The following is a 17,256-nucleotide window of genomic DNA, read 5'->3' on the forward strand; positions in this document are numbered from 1 at the left end:
AGGGGGCAAGCCCCCTCCCACATTTGATCTCCTGTGTTCTTAAGAGGCAATCAACTGCCGCAGCACATAGTGCAGAATCCCCCCCGACTTGAAGTATTCCACTTCATTCAAGGTATCGATCCGGCACAGCACCTCGACCTTCTCGCTGCTGCCGTCCTCCCGGGTAATCACCAGCGTCAGGTTCATCCGCGGTACGATCTCTACCTCGGTCAGGCCGAGGATATCGATCTTCTCCTTGCCCGTAAGCTTCAGCGCCTTGCGGTTCTGATCCAGCTTGAACTGCAGCGGCAGCACGCCCATGCCCACCAGGTTGGAACGGTGAATCCGCTCGAAACTCTCGGCGATCACCGCCTTGACCCCCAACAGGTTGGTGCCCTTGGCGGCCCAGTCGCGGCTGGAGCCGGTGCCGTATTCCTGGCCGGCGATCACCACCAGCGGTGTGCCCGAAGCCTGGTACTTCATGGCCGCATCGTAGATCGGCATTTTCTCGCCGGTGGGGATGTACAACGTATTGCCACCTTCCTCGCCGCCAAGCATTTCATTACGGATGCGGATATTGGCGAAGGTGCCGCGCATCATCACTTCATGGTTGCCCCGGCGTGAGCCGTAGGAGTTGAAGTCACGCGGCTCCACGCCTTGCTCGCGCAGGTAGCGGCCGGCGGGGCTGTCGGTCTTGATGTTGCCGGCGGGGGAAATGTGGTCGGTGGTCACCGAGTCCCCCAGCAACGCCAGTACGTGGGCGCCCTTGACGTCTTTGATCACCGGCAGAGGCCCGGCGATGTCGTCGAAGAATGGCGGGTGCTGGATGTAGGTGGAGTCTTTCTGCCACACATAGGTCGCGGCTTGTGGCACCTCAATGGCTTGCCACTGTTCGTCACCGGCAAACACCTCGGCGTATTCCTTGTGGAACATTCCGGTGCTGACCTGCGCAACGGCGTCGGCGATCTCCTGGCTGCTCGGCCAGATGTCCTTGAGGTACACCGGCTTGCCGTCCTGGTCGTTACCCAAGGGTTCGCTGCTGATGTCGATGCGCACCGTACCGGCCAAGGCGTAGGCCACCACCAGCGGCGGCGAGGCCAGCCAGTTGGTTTTCACCAATGGGTGTACGCGGCCTTCGAAGTTGCGGTTGCCGGACAGCACCGAAGCTACGGCGAGGTCGGCCTTCTGGATGGCTTTTTCAATCGGCTCGGGCAACGGCCCGGAGTTGCCGATGCAGGTGGTGCAGCCATAGCCCACGAGGTCGAAGCCAATTTTATCCAGATACTGGGTGAGGCCCGCGGCCTTGTAGTAGTCGGTGACCACTTTGGAGCCAGGCGCCAGGGAGGTTTTCACCCAGGGTTTGCGCGTGAGGCCTTTCTCCACGGCTTTTTTCGCCACCAGCCCGGCGGCCATCATTACGCTGGGGTTGGACGTGTTGGTGCAGGAGGTGATGGCGGCGATCACCACGGCGCCGTTTTTCAGGCGATAGGTCTGGCCTTCGTATTCATAGTCGGTTTCGCCCACCAGGTCGGCGTTGCCTACGGCCACACCGCCGCCGCCTTCACTTTCCAGGCGGCCTTCTTCCTTGGTGGTGGGTTTGAACTGCAGGTCGAGGAAGTCGCTGAACGCCTGGCCGACATTGGGCAGGGACACGCGGTCCTGTGGGCGTTTCGGCCCGGCGAGGCTGGCTTCGACGCTGCCCATGTCGAGGGCCAGGCTGTCGGTGAACACCGGTTCCTGGCCAGCGTGGCGCCACAGGCCCTGGGCCTTGGTGTAGGCCTCGACCAGCTTCACGGTGGCTGCCGGGCGCCCGGAGAGGCGCAGGTAGTCCAGCGTCACCTCATCCACCGGGAAAAAGCCGCAGGTGGCGCCGTATTCCGGGGCCATGTTGGCGATGGTCGCGCGGTCCGCCAGGGGCAGGTCGGCCAGGCCGTCGCCGTAGAACTCGACGAACTTACCCACCACGCCTTTCTTGCGCAGCATCTGGGTGACGGTCAGCACCAGGTCGGTGGCGGTGATGCCTTCTTTCAATTTGCCGGTGAGCTTGAAGCCGATCACTTCCGGGATCAGCATCGACACCGGCTGGCCGAGCATCGCCGCTTCCGCTTCGATCCCGCCCACGCCCCAGCCGAGCACGCCGAGGCCGTTGATCATGGTGGTGTGGGAGTCGGTGCCCACCAGGGTGTCGGGGAAGGCGTAGGTGCGACCGTCCTCGTCCTTGGTCCACACGGTGCGGCCCAGGTATTCGAGGTTGACCTGGTGGCAGATGCCGGTGCCCGGCGGTACCACGCTGAAGTTGTCGAAGGCGCTCTGGCCCCAGCGCAGGAAGGCGTAGCGTTCGCCGTTGCGCTGCATTTCGATGTCGACGTTCTGCCCAAAGGCGTCGGCGTTGCCGAACTTGTCGACCATCACCGAGTGGTCGATCACCAGGTCCACCGGCGAGAGCGGGTTGATGCGCTGCGGGTCGCCGCCGGCCTTGGCCACGGCGGCGCGCATGGCGGCCAGGTCGACCACGGCGGGTACGCCGGTAAAGTCCTGCATCAACACGCGGGCGGGGCGGTACTGGATCTCACGGTCGGACTGGCGTTCTTTGAGCCAGGCGGCAATGGCCTTGAGGTCGGCGCCGGTGACGGTCTTGTTGTCCTCCCAACGCAGCAGGTTCTCCAGCAGCACCTTGAGGGACATCGGCAGCTTATCCAGGTCACCCAGGCGCTTGGCGGCCTCGGGCAGGCTGAAGTAGTGGTAGGTCTTGTCGTCGATTTCTAAAGTTTTAAGGGTACTCAGGCTATCAAGGGATGACATTACATGACTCCTTATGGTCCGCACGGCTACGGACCTGACGGGACGAACAGAGCTTTCAAACTAGCGCTGTTTTCAGTAGCTGGCTAATTACTGGACTCTATGGACAGAACCAAGGTTCCGAACTCGGCTATCATGCGCGCGTTTTCATGACAGGCATTGCGATAGCGCAACGTCAGTTGAGTCACCAGGAGAGTCGATGAACACCCTTTTTATGCACTGCCGCCCGGGGTTTGAGGGCGAAGTCTGTTCCGAGATCGCGGAACACGCCGCGCGCCTGAACGTTTCCGGCTACGCCAAGGCCAAGACCGGCAGCGCCTGCGCCGAATTTGTCTGCACCGAAGAAGACGGCGCCCAGCGCCTGATGCACGGCCAGCGCTTTGCCGAGCTGATCTTCCCGCGGCAGTGGGCGCGCGGGGTGTTTATCGACCTGCCGGAAACCGACCGTATCAGCGTGATTCTCGCTCACCTGCGTGAATTCCCGGTGTGCGGCAGCCTGTGGCTGGAGATGGTCGACACCAATGACGGCAAGGAACTCTCGAACTTCTGCAAGAAATTCGAAGTGCACCTGCGCAAAGCCTTGTTGAACGCCGGCAAGCTGGTGGACGACCCGAGCAAGCCGCGCCTGCTGCTGACCTTCAAAAGCGGCCGCGAAGTGTTCATGGGTTTGGCCGAGTCGAATAACTCGGCGATGTGGCCGATGGGCATCCCGCGGTTGAAATTCCCCCGGGACGCGCCAAGCCGCTCAACCCTGAAACTGGAAGAAGCCTGGCACCACTTTATCCCCCGCGACCAATGGGACGAGCGCCTGCATGGCGACATGACCGGCGTCGATCTGGGCGCAGCCCCTGGCGGCTGGACCTGGCAGCTGGTCAACCGTGGCATGCTGGTGACCGCCATCGACAACGGCCCCATGGCCGAAAGCCTGATGGACACCGGCCTGGTGCAGCACCTGATGGCAGACGGCTTTACCTTCGTGCCCAAGCAGCCGGTGGACTGGATGGTCTGCGACATCGTCGAAAAGCCGGCGCGCAACGCGGCATTGCTGGAGACCTGGATCGGCGAAGGGCATTGCCGCGAGGCGGTGGTGAACCTGAAGTTGCCGATGAAGCAGCGTTACGCCGAGGTCAAGCGCCTGCTGGAGCGTATCGAAGAAGGCTTCAAGGCGCGCGGCATTCGGGTGGAGATCGGCTGCAAGCAGCTGTATCACGACCGTGAAGAAGTGACCTGCCACCTGCGTCGGCTGGTGGATGTGAAGAAAACCAAGGCCCGCTAAACTGAGCGCCGGTTTCAGGAGTAGACAATGAGCGATATTTTCGACACCGCCGTGGATGGCACCCTCGACGCAACGGGCCTCAACTGCCCTGAGCCGATGATGATGCTGCACCAGCACATCCGCGACCTGCCGCCCGGCGGCTTGCTCAAGGTGATCGCGACCGACCCGTCGACGCGCCGCGATATCCCCAAGTTCTGCGTGTTCCTTGACCATGAACTGGTGGATCAACAGGAGCAGGCCGGTACCTATCTGTACTGGATCCGCAAAAAACTCGACTAACACCGGTCCCTGTAGGAGCGAGCTTGCTCGCGAAGGGCGTTAACGATGATGCGCGTATCCTGAAGGAACGCGGCGCTCTCGGGTTTTTCGCGAGCAAGCTCGCTCCTACAGGGGACGCGTTGTGCTTATGCCTTGTTGTCGCGAATGCGCCGGCGTGCACTGCGCGCCAGGCGCACCAGCAGCATCCCCGCCGCACAGCTCAAGCCCACGATCAGCCCTTGCCACAAACCGCTCGGGCCGCTGGGTTCGCCCAGCCAGTTGCTCAGCCCCAGGGCGTACCCCACCGGCAGCCCCACGCCCCAATAGGCAAAGAGGGTCAGCACCATGGTGACGCGGGTGTCCTGGTAGCCCCGCAGGGCGCCGGCGGCGGTGACCTGGATCGAGTCACTGAACTGGAACAGCGCTGAAAACACGATCAGCGTCGAGGCCAGGTGGATGACAATCGGGTCCGGGGTGTAGATCGCCGCAATCTGCTCGCGAAACACCAGCATCAGGCTGCAGGACAGGCAGGCGTACGCCAGCGCCGTGCCCATGCCGACCCCGGCGGCGAAGCGTGCTTCACGCGCCTCGCCACGCCCCAGGGCCTGGCCGACGCGCACGGTGACGGCCATGCTCAGGGAATAAGGGATCATAAACACCAGTGAGCTGACGTTCAGCGCGATCTGGTGCCCCGACACAACCGTGGCGCCCAGGCTGCCGAGCAGCAGGGCGATGACGGCAAAGATGCTCGATTCGGCAAAGATCGCGATGCCGATCGGCAGGCCAATCCCCAGTACGCGCTTGATCACCGACCACTGCGGCCAGTCGAAGCGCTTGAACAGTTCGCTGCTCTGGTAGGCGGCCCCCCAGCGGGTCCAGGCGGCCATGCCGAGCATCATCACCCACATCGCAATGGCCGTGGCCCAGCCGCAGCCCACGCCGCCCATGGCCGGCACGCCCAGGTGGCCGTAGATGAAGATGTAGTTCAGCGGAATATTCAGCGCCAACCCGCACAGGCCCATGGCCATGCTGGGCAGGGTGCGGCCCAGGCCATCACTGAAACAGCGCAGCACGTAATAGAGGGCGATGGCCGGCATCCCGGCGGCGATGCCATGCAGGTAGCCCATGGTGGGGGCGATAAGGTCCGGCTCGACCTTCATGGCATGCAGGATCGGCTCGGCGCAGAGCAACAGCAGCGCGCCGATGATGCCGACCACCACCGCCAGCCACAGTGACTGACGCACCAACGGCCCGATTTCGCCGTAGTGGCCCGCACCGTAGCGCTGGGCGACTTTCGGCGTGGTGGCCAGCAGCGTACCGGTCATCAGCAGGTACACCGGAATCCAGATCGAGTTGCCCAGGCCCACCGCCGCCAAGTCCTGGGGGCTGACGCGCCCGGCCATCACCGCATCGACGAAGCTCATGGCCGTGGTTGCCAGTTGGCCGATCATGATCGGCAGCGCGAGCGTCAGCAGGCCACCCACTTCCCGGCTGATGCGGGCGGGGCGGGTGAGGGGGGCAGTGGCAGTGTTCACGTACGCAAGTCCAGTCAAGAGGGTGCAAGGCCGCGGATTCTACGCCTTGACGTAACGGTCAGGAAAAAACCTGTGTTAGGGATTTGTAAGCGACCTGCCAGCCCCCTCCCACATTGAAGATCGCATCCCTGTACACTGCTGATCCGCCAAAGGAGCCTGCCATGCTGATTGTTGCCGACGAAAATATCCCGCTGCTCGATGAGTTCTTCCAAGGATTTGGCGAGATTCGCCGAGTGTCCGGTCGTTCCATCGACCGCGCCACCGTCGAACAGGCCGATGTGCTGCTGGTGCGCTCGGTGACCAACGTCAACCGCGCCCTGCTGGGCGGCACGCAGGTGCGTTTTGTCGGCACCTGCACCATCGGCACCGACCACCTCGACCTCGATTACTTCAAGCAGGCCGGTATCCAGTGGTCCAGCGCCCCCGGCTGCAATGCGCGTGGCGTGGTGGACTATGTGCTGGGCAGCCTGCAAACCCTGGCCGAGATCGAAGGCGCCGACCTCAACCAGCGTACCTACGGCGTCGTCGGCGCCGGTGAAGTGGGCGGGCGACTGATCGAAGTGCTCAAGGGCCTGGGCTGGAACGTACTGGTCTGCGATCCGCCGCGCCAGATCGCCGAAGACGGCGATTACGTCAGCCTCGAGCAGATCATCGAGCAGTGCGATGTGATCAGCCTGCACACGCCGTTGACCAAATCCGGCAATGGTTCCACCTGGCACCTGTTTGATCGCGACCGCCTCAACCGCCTCAAGCCCGGCACCTGGCTGATCAACGCCAGCCGTGGCCCGGTGGTGGACAACGCCGCCCTGCGCGACGTACTGCTGGCGCGTGAAGACCTGCAAGCGGTGCTGGACGTGTGGGAAGGCGAGCCCGAGGTGGACGTCGACCTGGCCGACCTGTGTGTGCTGGCCACCCCGCATATCGCCGGCTACAGCCTGGACGGCAAACAGCGCGGTACGGCGCAGATCTATCAGGCGTTCTGCGCGCACCTGGGCCATGAGCCCAGCATTCAGCTGGGCGACTTGTTGCCGCAACCGTGGCTGGCCGAAGTGCACTTGAACGCGTCGACCGACCCCGCCTGGGCGCTCGCGACCTTGTGCCGCAGCGTGTACGACCCGCGCCGTGATGATGCGGATTTCCGTCGCAGCCTGGTGGGCAGCGTCGAAGAACAACGCAAGGCGTTCGACGTGCTGCGCAAGCATTATCCGGAGCGTCGTGAGATTGATGGCTTGAAGGTGCGCATTGTGAATGGGGAGTCGCCGGCGTTGGCGCGCATCGTGTCCGCATTGGGCGCGACAACCGTCTAGGCACTGAATAAAAAACCCGGCCACCGGGGCCGGGTTTGAAAGAGCGTGGGCCCTTCAGCCTTGCTGGGCAGGCTTGACCAGTCGCTGTTCCAGCTCGCGGCACGCCTGCTGGATCATCTCTTCGGTAATCTGCACTTCGCGGCCCTGGGCGTCGATCACGGAGCAAGGCAAGTGCTGCGGTTGGCGGATCACTTCAATCTTGGCATCGCTGCTGTTTTGCAAGGTCATGGCCTGTCTCCTCATCAGGTTGTGTACCTACTGTATAACCCCCGAGTGACCGCGCTGTTACAACTCCTTACGAGATCACCGGTTCGAACACCCAGTCCACCAGAAACCGCTGTGGATTTCCAGCCGGGCGTTAGACCGATAGCCTCTAGGGGCCAGCATCGGCGGGCATAATTAACCTGACTCATTGTTATTCGCGCAAGTTCCCCCCATGTAAGCAGGCAGGTACCAACCCTTTCCGATCAGGTGATGCCCTCCATGCTCTCAGTCCGTCAACGCCGTGCAATTCGCCTGGCCAGTCGTTTCATCGCGCCCTACCGCTGGCAGGCCCTCGGTGCCCTGGTCGCGCTGATCGTCACCGCCGGCATCACCTTGTCCATGGGGCAGGGCATTCGCCTGCTGGTGGACCAGGGCTTCATGACCCAATCGCCGCACCTGCTCAACCAGTCCATCGGCCTGTTCATGGTGCTGGTGCTGGGCTTGGCCGTGGGCACGTTTGCGCGGTTTTACCTGGTGTCGTGGATCGGCGAGCGGGTGGTGGCGGACATTCGCCGGCAGGTCTTCAACCACCTGATCTACCTGCACCCAGGTTTCTACGAGAACAACCGCAGCTCTGAAATCCAATCGCGTTTGACCACCGACACCACCCTGCTGCAATCGGTGATCGGCTCGTCGTTGTCGCTGTTCCTGCGCAATGCCTTGATGGTGATCGGCGGCATCGTGCTGTTGTTCATCACCAACCCCAAGCTCACCAGTATCGTGGTGGTGGCGCTGCCGCTGGTGCTGGCGCCGATCCTGATCTTTGGCCGTCGCGTGCGCAGCCTGTCGCGCCTGAGCCAGGACCGTATTGCCGATGTGGGCAGCTACGTGTCCGAGACCCTTGGCCAGATCAAGACCGTGCAAGCCTATAACCACCAGGTCCAGGACGAGCAACGCTTTGCCGTGACCGTGGAAGAGGCGTTCAGCACCGCCCGCAAGCGCATCGCCCAGCGCGCCTGGTTGATCACCCTGGTGATCATGCTGGTGCTGGGTGCGGTGGGCGTGATGCTGTGGGTCGGGGGAATGGATGTGATCAGCGGGCGCATTTCCGGCGGCGAGCTGGCTGCGTTCGTGTTCTACAGCCTGATCGTCGGCAGCGCCGTCGGTACCCTGAGCGAAGTCCTCGGTGAACTGCAACGTGCCGCCGGTGCAGCGGAGCGCATTGGTGAGCTGTTGCAGTCGAGCAACGAGATCCAGGCGCCGGCCACGGGTAAAGTGCAGTTGCCCGAGCGCGTCAGCGGGCGCATGGAGCTGCAGGACCTGCGCTTTTCCTACCCTTCGCGGCCGGACAGCTACGCCATCGACGGCCTGAACCTGAGCATCAACCCTGGCGAAACCCTGGCACTGGTGGGGCCGTCCGGCGCGGGCAAGTCGACGATTTTCGACCTGCTGCTGCGCTTCTACGATCCCCAGCAAGGCCGCATCCTGATTGAAGGCCAGGCGCTGACCGATCTCGACCCCCTGGACCTGCGTCGCCACTTCGCCCTGGTGTCCCAGAGCCCGGCGCTGTTCTTCGGCAGCGTCGAAGAGAACATCCGCTACGGCAACCCCACCGCTACCCGCGAGCAAGTCGAAGCCGCTGCCCGCATCGCCCACGCCCACGATTTCATCCTGCAAATGCCCGACGGCTACCAGACCCACCTCGGCGACGGCGGTATGGGCCTCTCCGGCGGCCAGCGCCAACGATTGGCGATTGCCCGCGCGTTGCTGGTGGACGCGCCGATCCTGCTGCTGGACGAAGCCACCAGTGCCCTGGATGCCCAGAGTGAACACCTGATCCAGCAAGCGTTGCCGCAATTGATGCAAGGGCGCACCACGCTGGTTATCGCCCATCGACTGGCGACGGTGAAGAACGCTGACCGCATCGCGGTGATGGATCAGGGCAGGCTGGTGGCGGTGGGCACGCATCAGCAGTTGATTGCGAGCAATCCGTTATATGCGCGATTGGCGGCGTTGCAGTTCAGTGATGGAGCTGAGGAGAGCAGCGAACACTGAGTTGCGGTGCGCATAAAAAATGCCCGCATCTCTCAATGCGGGCATTTTCATTTCTGCTTCAAACCTTATTGATCATCAAAGTAGCGCTCATGCCAATCCACCAACGGCTGTGGCGAGTTGAGCTTCTGCCCGTAGATCACCGAATAAGACAGCACGTTCTGCACATACTGGCGGGTTTCGTCGAACGGGATGCTTTCCACCCAGACGTCGAAGCTCAGGTGGTCGGCGCCGCGCAGCCACTGGCGCACACGGCCGGGACCGGCGTTGTAGGCGGCGGAGGCGAGGACGCGGTTGCCGTTGAACTGACTGTGCACCTGGCTCAGGTAAGCCGCGCCGAGCTGGATGTTTTTGTCCGGGTCCAGCACCTGGGCGGGTGAGGCCAGGGGGATGCTGAACTTGCGCGCGGTGTCCTTGGCGGTGCCGGGCATCAGTTGCATCAGGCCGCTGGCGCCGACCCCGGAGCGGGCGTCGTCCATGAAGGCGCTTTCCTGGCGAGTGATGGCAAACACCCAGCTGGAATGCAGGCCACGGACCTTGGCTTCGCGCACCAGGGTGTCGCGGTGGGCCATCGGGAAGCGGATGTCCAGGTCATCCCAGTACTGGGCCTGGCTGATGGTGCGGATCGCCGGGAAGTACCACTTCATGTCGTAGGCCAGCTTGGCCTGGGCGACCATTTCGTCACGGTTGAAGTGGCGGCTGACGTGGTACCACTCGCGACGACCATCCACGATCTGGCCCCGGGCGTAGAACTCAAGGGCACGGCGCACGCCCGGGGTGTTACGCACTTTGTTGACCAGCGCCTGGCTCATCAGCAGCGGCTTGTTCTTCAACTGGTACGGCGCCTTGGAGCGATCGGCGGCCAGGAAGCCATAGAAGTCCCGTTCCTGCGCGAGATTCTTGTACAGCACCAGGGCTTGCGGGTTTTTCGGCTCGGCCAGTTCCAGGCTGCGGGCCTGCCAGTAGCGCCAGCGGTTGGTGGTGGCCAAATCCTGTGGGAGTTTGCGCGTCAGTTGGTAGGCGTCTTCCCAACGGGCCAGGCGCAACAGCAGGCGCAGGCGCCATTCGGACACCGTGTTGTCGCGCAACTCGGGGTCGTACTTGGTCATCACCTCAAGCGCCCGCGGGTCGAAGCGCTTGGCCAGGGTCAGGCCGATTTCACGGGCGATTGCCACTTTTTCGTCACGGGAGAAGTGCATGCTGCTGGCGTAACCGTCGAGCAGCGCCATGGCCTTGTCCGGATCCTGGCGTGCCAGGCGGCGCAGGCCCAGGCCCACGGCGTCAGACATCGCCTCGGTGGCCGGCAGGAAGCGCGACGGGTCGCTGAGCATGTCGGGCTTTTGCGCCACGTCCACCATCAGGCGGCCCTGGGTGCCCAGGGTCGGCAGGGTTTTTACCAGGCTGTTGGCCAGCGGGTAATTGCGTGCTTCGGCGGCGAGTTTGGCGCGGTCCCAGATTTTTTGTTCGGTGAGTTGGCCGTCCGCGGCCCACTGGCTGAAGGTGGCATCACAGGCGGCCGGCTGGGATTTGCCGGTCATCCACAGTTTCTCGGTGGTCTTGTAGCCTTCAGCCTTGAGGTTGTGGGTCAGTTGGAACTGACCGTGCAGGCAGTCCAGCTCGACGAAATTAAGCTTGGGGTCATAGTACTTTTCAAAGGTCTGCCAGTCGCCACGCTCGGCCAGCCAGCGCAACCAGCGCAGCTTCATCCAGTTGGCCTGGGGCAGGTCGCCGTTTTTGGCGAGGAATTGTTCGATTTCCTCGTTGCTGGCGGTCTTCAACCGGGCGGTCAGTTCGTCGTAGGCCAGGTAGGGCGTCAGCGGGTAGTCGGCCAGGGCCTGGCTGTATTGCATGTAGGGGCCGGTATCGCCCTTGGCCAGGGCGCGTTTGGCTTCATCGTAATATTGACGTTGGGTGGTGAGGTCCACGGCCTGGGCGGATTGAACGGCGGTGGCGGAAAGAAGCAGACAAGATAAAAAGTTGAAAAGGCGACTGCGCATGAGACGTCCGTGCAGAGAAATCACGACTAGCACCGGCACCGCCGACACTGATTGCCCCTAGCTTAGCCTTTTGCCAGCGGCCGGCGAAAGCTTTGCCAGGTGGTTCGTTCAAGTTCTCCGGAAATGTCCTAAAGAACGTGTCGGTAGCGAAAATGCTGGCCGCATCCCACCCTCAAGTCAGGTAGAATGCGCGCCCAGTTTTTGGAGAAGCGTATGACCCTGCTCAAATTCAGCGATGTGTCCCTTGCTTTCGGCGCTATGCCGTTGTTGGACAAGGTGTCCTGGCAGATCGCCCGTGGTGAGCGGGTGTGCATCATCGGCCGCAACGGCACCGGCAAGTCCAGCATGATGAAGCTGGTAAAGGGCGACCAGAAGCCCGATGACGGCTCTGTCTGGCGCGCCCCAGGCCTCAAGATTGGCGAATTGCCGCAGGAATTGCCGGTTGCCGACGGACGGACTGTGTTCGACGTGGTTGCCGAAGGCCTGGACGGTGTCGGTGAGTTGCTTGCGCAATACCATCACCTGGCCCAGAACTGCGTCACCGAAGCCGACCTGGACAAGCTGATGCACGTTCAGCAAGACCTCGAAGCCCGTGACGGCTGGCGCCTGCAGCAACTGGTGGACAGCACCCTGAGCCGCCTGCAGCTGCCGGCCGACAAGACCCTCGCCGAGTTGTCCGGCGGCTGGCGTCGTCGTGTGCTGCTGGCCCAGGCCCTGGTGTCCGAGCCGGACCTGCTGCTGCTCGACGAGCCAACCAACCACCTGGACATCGGCGCCATCGCCTGGCTGGAAGAAGCCCTCAAGGATTTCCAGGGCGCCGTGCTGTTCATCACGCATGACCGTTCCTTCCTGCAAAACCTCGCCACGCGGATCCTCGAGCTGGACCGTGGTGGCCTGATCGACTGGAACGGCGATTACGCCAGCTTCCTGGTGCACAAAGAGGCGACGCTGGCTGCCGAAGAAACCGCCAACGCCCTGTTCGACAAGAAACTGGCCCAGGAAGAAGTCTGGATCCGCCAGGGCATCAAGGCGCGCCGCACCCGTAACGAAGGCCGCGTGCGTGCCCTCAAGGCCCTGCGCGTTGAGCGCAGCGAACGTCGCGAGCGCACCGGCAAGGCCAATATCCAGCTGGATACCGCCGATAAGTCGGGCAAGCAGGTCATGGTGCTGGAGAACGTCAGCTTCCATCACCCGGATGGTCCGTTCCTGATCAAGGACTTCTCTATGGTCCTGCAGCGCGGCGACCGTATCGGCCTGTTGGGTGCCAACGGTACCGGCAAGACCACCTTGCTCAAACTGATGCTCAATGGTCTGCAACCGACCAGCGGCACGGTGGAAGAGGGCACGCGCATCGACGTGGCCTACTTCGACCAGTTGCGCCATCAGTTGGACCTGGAAAAGACCGTGATCGACAACGTCGCCGAAGGCCGCGACTTTATCGATATCGACGGCCAGAGCCGCCACGTACTCAGCTACCTGGGCGATTTCCTGTTCAGCCCGCAGCGTGCGCGTACGCCAGTGAAGGCCTTGTCCGGTGGCGAGCGTGCGCGCCTGCTGCTGGCCAAGCTGTTCAGCAAGCCGGCCAACCTGCTGGTGCTCGACGAACCGACCAACGACCTCGACGTGGAAACCCTCGAGCTGCTGGAAGAGGTCCTGCTGACCTTCAACGGCACTGTGCTGATGGTCAGCCACGACCGGGCATTCCTCGACAACGTGGTCACCAGCACCCTGGTCTTCGAAGGTGAAGGCAAGGTGCGCGAATACGTCGGTGGTTACCAGGACTGGCTGCGTCAGGGCGGCTCGCCGCGCCTGTTGGGCGTGACCGAGAGCAAGTCCGGCAAGGCCGACCTGGCCTCCGCTGTGGTGGCTCCGGTGGAAGCGGCTGCACCGGCCCAGGAAGCGGCGCCGGCGACCAAGAAGAAACTCAGCTACAAGCTGCAGCGTGAGCTGGAAGCCTTGCCGGGTGATATCGACGCCAAGGAACAGCAGATCGCCGCGGTAGAGGCGGAAATGGCTGACGCGGGTTTCTATCTGCGTCCGGCAGCGGAAACCGCCAAGGTCATCGCCTCTCTGGAGACGTTGAACCAGGAGCTGGAAGTGCTGGTCGAGCGTTGGGCCGAGCTGGATGCCTGAGTGATCTACGCGCAATAAAAAAGCCCGGCGCCCTAATATGGGCGCCGGGCTTTTTCATATGAAATGCGGTTCAAATGGCCTTAAGAGGTTTTTACCAGCCTGACGGCCAATACATCGCACGGCGCACCGTGCAGCACATCATTGGCAGTAGAACCCAGCAGCAACGCCAAACCATGACGGCCATGACTGCCGACCACGATCAGGTCGCAATGCTGCTCCTTGGCCAAGTGGTGGATTTCCTGGCGCGGTTGGCCGTAGGTGAGGTGGGAGTTTTCCTTGGTCACTTCGGGGTATTTGACGATCAGGCGGTCAAGGCGCTCCTTGGCCTGGTCGAACTGTTGTTGCTGCAGTTGGGAAAGGTCCATGGGCACGTCGCCGCCAAAGGCCATGGCCATGGGCTCGACGATATGCACCAGTGACAGTTTTGCGCCACTGGCAACGGCAAACGCTCGGGCGCGCTTGATCACTGGATCGCACTCTTCGGTCAGGTCTACGGCGACCAGAATATGTTCGTAGGACATGGGGCGTTCCTCCAGGGGACTGCAATAGATTCAGTATGGCTGCTTTCAAGCGGATAGGGTTGCGTCAGGTCAAATCCGCTCATCAGAAAAATCGGGAGTACACATATGACGGTCTGGATAGTGGTGTCAATCCTTGTCGTGGTTCTGAGCCCCCTGGCATGGCTGCGCCCATCGCGCCATCAGAGCGGGCGCATGGCCCTGCGCATGGAGGCACGCCGCATCGGCCTGGCCATGCAGCTGGCGCCCCAAGAGTGGCCGCACTGGCTCAAGCATGAGCCGCCGAGCCCGTGTGCGCAGTACTGCCGACCCCGGCGCGGCAGGATGCCGGCAGTTTGGAGCTACTGGCAGCTGGAGCCGGGCGTGTGGGTCAATCAGTGGCGCGAAGTGTGTGTCGATGAGAAGTTGTTGCCGCATTTTGCAACGCTGCCGGCGAATGTCTACAAGGTCGAGGCCGACAAGCAAATGATCGCCCTTTACTGGGGCGAGAAGGGCGAGGCGAGCGACCTGCTGGCCATTGATACATTGCTCAAGGCCCTGGCCTGACACCTGTTGGTCAAACCCCAGGCAATAAAAAGCCCGAAAGCATCATCGGGCTGGAGTTGGCCAGGCAGGCCGGTAAATCCGGGTTTCCCGCGTCGGATGTTCATCCAGGCGCGTTACGGTTGTCGCTAGCCTAGCGGCATATCCCGTTCTGTACAGCGGTTTTCCCTATCTTTTTCATTATTGATTTCGTGAATAGTTGAATATTGACGAATCGCGGGCCTGGCCCCGGGGTTCTGAAATGACTGGAAAGTCGCGTTTTTCCTAGCCTTTCGAGCGATTGACAATTGCTCGGAATTGGATGAAGGTGGCGTACCCAAATCAAACGGGCGTATGAATTGAGCGTTTGTCTGTCAGACCGCTCATACAGAACCCCGACTATCGCATTGGCGGGTGTGCCTGGCGGATTGGCCTGAGCATTGACGAAATTATCAATGTCCAAGCATAGGCCAGCGTCCAATGTGTACTGTTCAGCTTCCATATCGTGGAGATCAGTTGATGATTTACGAAGGTAAAGCCATCACGGTTAAGGCTCTTGAAAGTGGCATCGTCGAACTGAAGTTCGACCTCAAGGGTGAGTCCGTCAACAAGTTCAACCGTCTAACCCTGAACGAACTGCGTCAGGCCGTAGACACCATCAAGGCTGATGCATCGATCAAAGGCGTGATCGTCTCCAGCGGCAAGGACGTGTTTATCGTCGGCGCTGACATCACCGAATTCGTCGACAACTTCAAGCTGCCCGATGCCGAGCTGGTGGCTGGCAACCTCGAAGCCAACAAGATTTTCAGCGATTTCGAAGACCTCAACGTACCTACCGTTGCCGCGATCAATGGCATCGCGCTGGGCGGCGGCCTGGAAATGTGCCTGGCGGCGGACTTCCGCGTCATGTCCGCCACTGCCAAGATCGGCCTGCCTGAAGTCAAGCTGGGCATCTACCCAGGCTTCGGCGGCACCGTGCGCCTGCCGCGCATCATTGGTGCCGACAACGCCATCGAGTGGATTGCCGCCGGCAAGGAAAACCGTGCCGAAGACGCACTGAAAGTCGGTGCCGTCGACGCCGTGGTGGCTCCGGACAAGCTGGCTGAAGCCGCGTTGAACCTGATCAAGGGCGCTATCAGCGGCGAATTTGACTACAAGGCCAAGCGTCAGCCGAAGCTGGAAAAACTCAAGCTCAACGCCATCGAACAAATGATGTCGTTCGAAACCGCCAAGGGCTTCGTGGCTGGCCAGGCCGGCCCGAACTACCCGGCACCGGTTGAAGCGATCAAGACCATCCAGAAGGCCGCGAACTTCGGTCGCGACAAAGCCCTGGAAGTGGAAGCAGCAGGCTTCGTCAAACTGGCCAAGACCTCGGCGGCCCAGAGCCTGATTGGCCTGTTCCTGAACGACCAGGAACTGAAGAAAAAGGCCAAGGCCTACGACGAAATCGCCAAGGACGTGAAACAGGCTGCCGTCCTCGGTGCCGGTATCATGGGTGGCGGTATCGCCTATCAGTCGGCGTCCAAAGGCACGCCGATCCTGATGAAGGACATCAACGAGCACGGGATCGAACAGGGCCTGGCCGAAGCCGCCAAGCTGCTGGTCGGCCGCGTTGATAAAGGTCGTATGACCGCGGCGAAGATGGCTGAGGTGCTTAACGGCATTCGTCCTACGCTGTCCTACGGCGATTTCGGCCATGTCGACCTGGTGGTCGAAGCGGTTGTCGAGAATCCGAAGGTCAAGCAGGCGGTACTGGCTGAAGTTGAAGGCCACGTCAAAGACGACACCATCCTGGCGTCGAACACCTCGACCATTTCCATCTCGCTGCTGGCCAAGGCCCTCAAGCGTCCGGAAAACTTCGTCGGCATGCACTTCTTCAACCCGGTGCACATGATGCCGTTGGTGGAAGTGATCCGTGGCGAGAAGTCCAGCGAGCTGGCGATTGCCACCACCGTTGCCTACGCCAAGAAAATGGGCAAGAACCCGATCGTGGTCAACGACTGCCCGGGCTTCCTGGTCAACCGCGTGCTGTTCCCGTACTTCGGCGGTTTCGCCAAGCTGGTGAGTGCCGGTGTGGACTTCGTGCGCATCGACAAGGTCATGGAAAAATTCGGCTGGCCAATGGGCCCGGCGTACCTGATGGACGTGGTCGGCATCGACACCGGCCACCACGGTCGTGACGTGATGGCTGAGGGCTTCCCGGACCGCATGAAAGACGACCGCCGTTCGGCGATCGACGCGCTCTACGAGGCCAAGCGCCTGGGCCAGAAGAACGGCAAGGGCTTCTACGCCTACGAGGCGGACAAGAAGGGCAAGCAGAAGAAAGTGGCCGACCCGTCGGTGCACGAAGTGCTGGCTCCGGTCATCTACGAGCAGCGTGAGGTGTCCGACGAGGACATCATCAACTGGATGATGATCGCCCTGTGCCTGGAAACCGTGCGTTGCCTGGAAGACGGCATCGTTGAAACCGCCGCCGAGGCCGATATGGGCCTGGTGTACGGTATTGGCTTCCCTCCATTCCGTGGTGGTGCGCTGCGTTACATCGACTCGATCGGTGTGGCCGAGTTCGTTGCCCTGGCTGATCAATACGCTGATCTGGGCCCGCTGTACCACCCGACCGCGAAGCTGCGTGAGATGGCCAAGAACGGCCAGCGCTTCTTCGGTTAAGTGCCCAGA

12 protein-coding genes are annotated in these 17,256 nt (G+C 62.0%); 7 read left to right on the plus strand and 5 right to left on the minus strand.

Translation table 11 applies throughout. From position 1 onward, the window contains the following. Nucleotides 1-39: 39 nt before the first annotated feature. Nucleotides 40-2,781: an aconitate hydratase AcnA gene (acnA, locus tag J3D60_RS29315; RefSeq protein WP_253493675.1), complete on the minus strand. Its 2,742-nt coding sequence runs from the start codon at nucleotides 2,779-2,781 to the stop codon at nucleotides 40-42. Nucleotides 2,782-2,977: 196 nt separating this feature from the next. Here acnA and rlmM point away from each other — a divergent pair, with 196 nt between their 5' ends. Together rlmM and tusA are read left to right on the plus strand one after the other, a co-directional pair. Beyond that, complete coding sequence (gene rlmM / locus J3D60_RS29320; protein WP_110624214.1) at nucleotides 2,978-4,054, plus strand: 23S rRNA (cytidine(2498)-2'-O)-methyltransferase RlmM; 1,077 nt, start codon at nucleotides 2,978-2,980, stop codon at nucleotides 4,052-4,054. 27 nt (nucleotides 4,055-4,081) lie between these two features. Beyond that, a complete protein-coding gene (tusA, locus tag J3D60_RS29325; RefSeq protein WP_253493676.1) occupies nucleotides 4,082-4,333 on the plus strand; it encodes a sulfurtransferase TusA in 252 nt (83 codons plus the stop codon). A 125-nt stretch (nucleotides 4,334-4,458) separates the two neighbouring features. On the opposite strand, the gene J3D60_RS29330 is transcribed toward tusA, so the two are convergent. After that, the gene (locus J3D60_RS29330) at nucleotides 4,459-5,847 is read right to left on the minus strand and encodes an MATE family efflux transporter (RefSeq protein WP_253493677.1); all 1,389 of its coding nucleotides are present in this window, start codon (nucleotides 5,845-5,847) and stop codon (nucleotides 4,459-4,461) included. Nucleotides 5,848-6,008: 161 nt separating this feature from the next. On the opposite strand from J3D60_RS29330, the gene pdxB reads away from it, so the two are divergent. Continuing rightward, nucleotides 6,009-7,154 carry a 4-phosphoerythronate dehydrogenase PdxB gene (gene pdxB, locus J3D60_RS29335; RefSeq protein ID WP_253493678.1) on the plus strand — a complete coding sequence of 382 codons (1,146 nt, stop codon included), beginning with the start codon at nucleotides 6,009-6,011 and terminating at the stop codon, nucleotides 7,152-7,154. Nucleotides 7,155-7,208: 54 nt separating this feature from the next. Here pdxB and J3D60_RS29340 read toward each other — a convergent pair whose 3' ends face one another. Further along, complete coding sequence (locus J3D60_RS29340; RefSeq protein ID WP_027604248.1) at nucleotides 7,209-7,382, minus strand: PA1571 family protein; 174 nt, start codon at nucleotides 7,380-7,382, stop codon at nucleotides 7,209-7,211. Nucleotides 7,383-7,628: 246 nt separating this feature from the next. Here J3D60_RS29340 and J3D60_RS29345 point away from each other — a divergent pair, with 246 nt between their 5' ends. Then, entirely contained in the window at nucleotides 7,629-9,413 is a 1,785-nt protein-coding gene (locus J3D60_RS29345; protein WP_253493680.1) for an ABC transporter transmembrane domain-containing protein, read from the plus strand. 65 nt (nucleotides 9,414-9,478) lie between these two features. Here the strand turns inward: J3D60_RS29345 and J3D60_RS29350 are convergent, their stop codons facing one another. Then, nucleotides 9,479-11,407 carry a transglycosylase SLT domain-containing protein gene (locus tag J3D60_RS29350; RefSeq protein ID WP_253493683.1) on the minus strand — a complete coding sequence of 643 codons (1,929 nt, stop codon included), beginning with the start codon at nucleotides 11,405-11,407 and terminating at the stop codon, nucleotides 9,479-9,481. 213 nt (nucleotides 11,408-11,620) lie between these two features. On the opposite strand from J3D60_RS29350, the gene J3D60_RS29355 reads away from it, so the two are divergent. After that, nucleotides 11,621-13,540, plus strand: coding sequence for an ATP-binding cassette domain-containing protein (locus J3D60_RS29355; RefSeq protein ID WP_065938947.1), 1,920 nt, complete (start codon nucleotides 11,621-11,623; stop codon nucleotides 13,538-13,540). An 80-nt stretch (nucleotides 13,541-13,620) separates the two neighbouring features. Here J3D60_RS29355 and J3D60_RS29360 read toward each other — a convergent pair whose 3' ends face one another. Further along, nucleotides 13,621-14,061: a universal stress protein gene (locus tag J3D60_RS29360; protein ID WP_027604244.1), complete on the minus strand. Its 441-nt coding sequence runs from the start codon at nucleotides 14,059-14,061 to the stop codon at nucleotides 13,621-13,623. A 105-nt stretch (nucleotides 14,062-14,166) separates the two neighbouring features. On the opposite strand from J3D60_RS29360, the gene J3D60_RS29365 reads away from it, so the two are divergent. Then, nucleotides 14,167-14,604 carry a hypothetical protein gene (locus J3D60_RS29365; protein WP_253493686.1) on the plus strand — a complete coding sequence of 146 codons (438 nt, stop codon included), beginning with the start codon at nucleotides 14,167-14,169 and terminating at the stop codon, nucleotides 14,602-14,604. Between the two features lie 495 nt (nucleotides 14,605-15,099). Further along, nucleotides 15,100-17,247: a fatty acid oxidation complex subunit alpha FadB gene (gene fadB / locus J3D60_RS29370; protein ID WP_065938949.1), complete on the plus strand. Its 2,148-nt coding sequence runs from the start codon at nucleotides 15,100-15,102 to the stop codon at nucleotides 17,245-17,247. Nucleotides 17,248-17,256: the final 9 nt, after the last annotated feature.

Source organism: Pseudomonas sp. S3E17 (genome assembly GCF_024168685.1).
Taxonomy (GTDB): Bacteria; Pseudomonadota; Gammaproteobacteria; order Pseudomonadales; family Pseudomonadaceae; genus Aquipseudomonas; species Aquipseudomonas marginalis.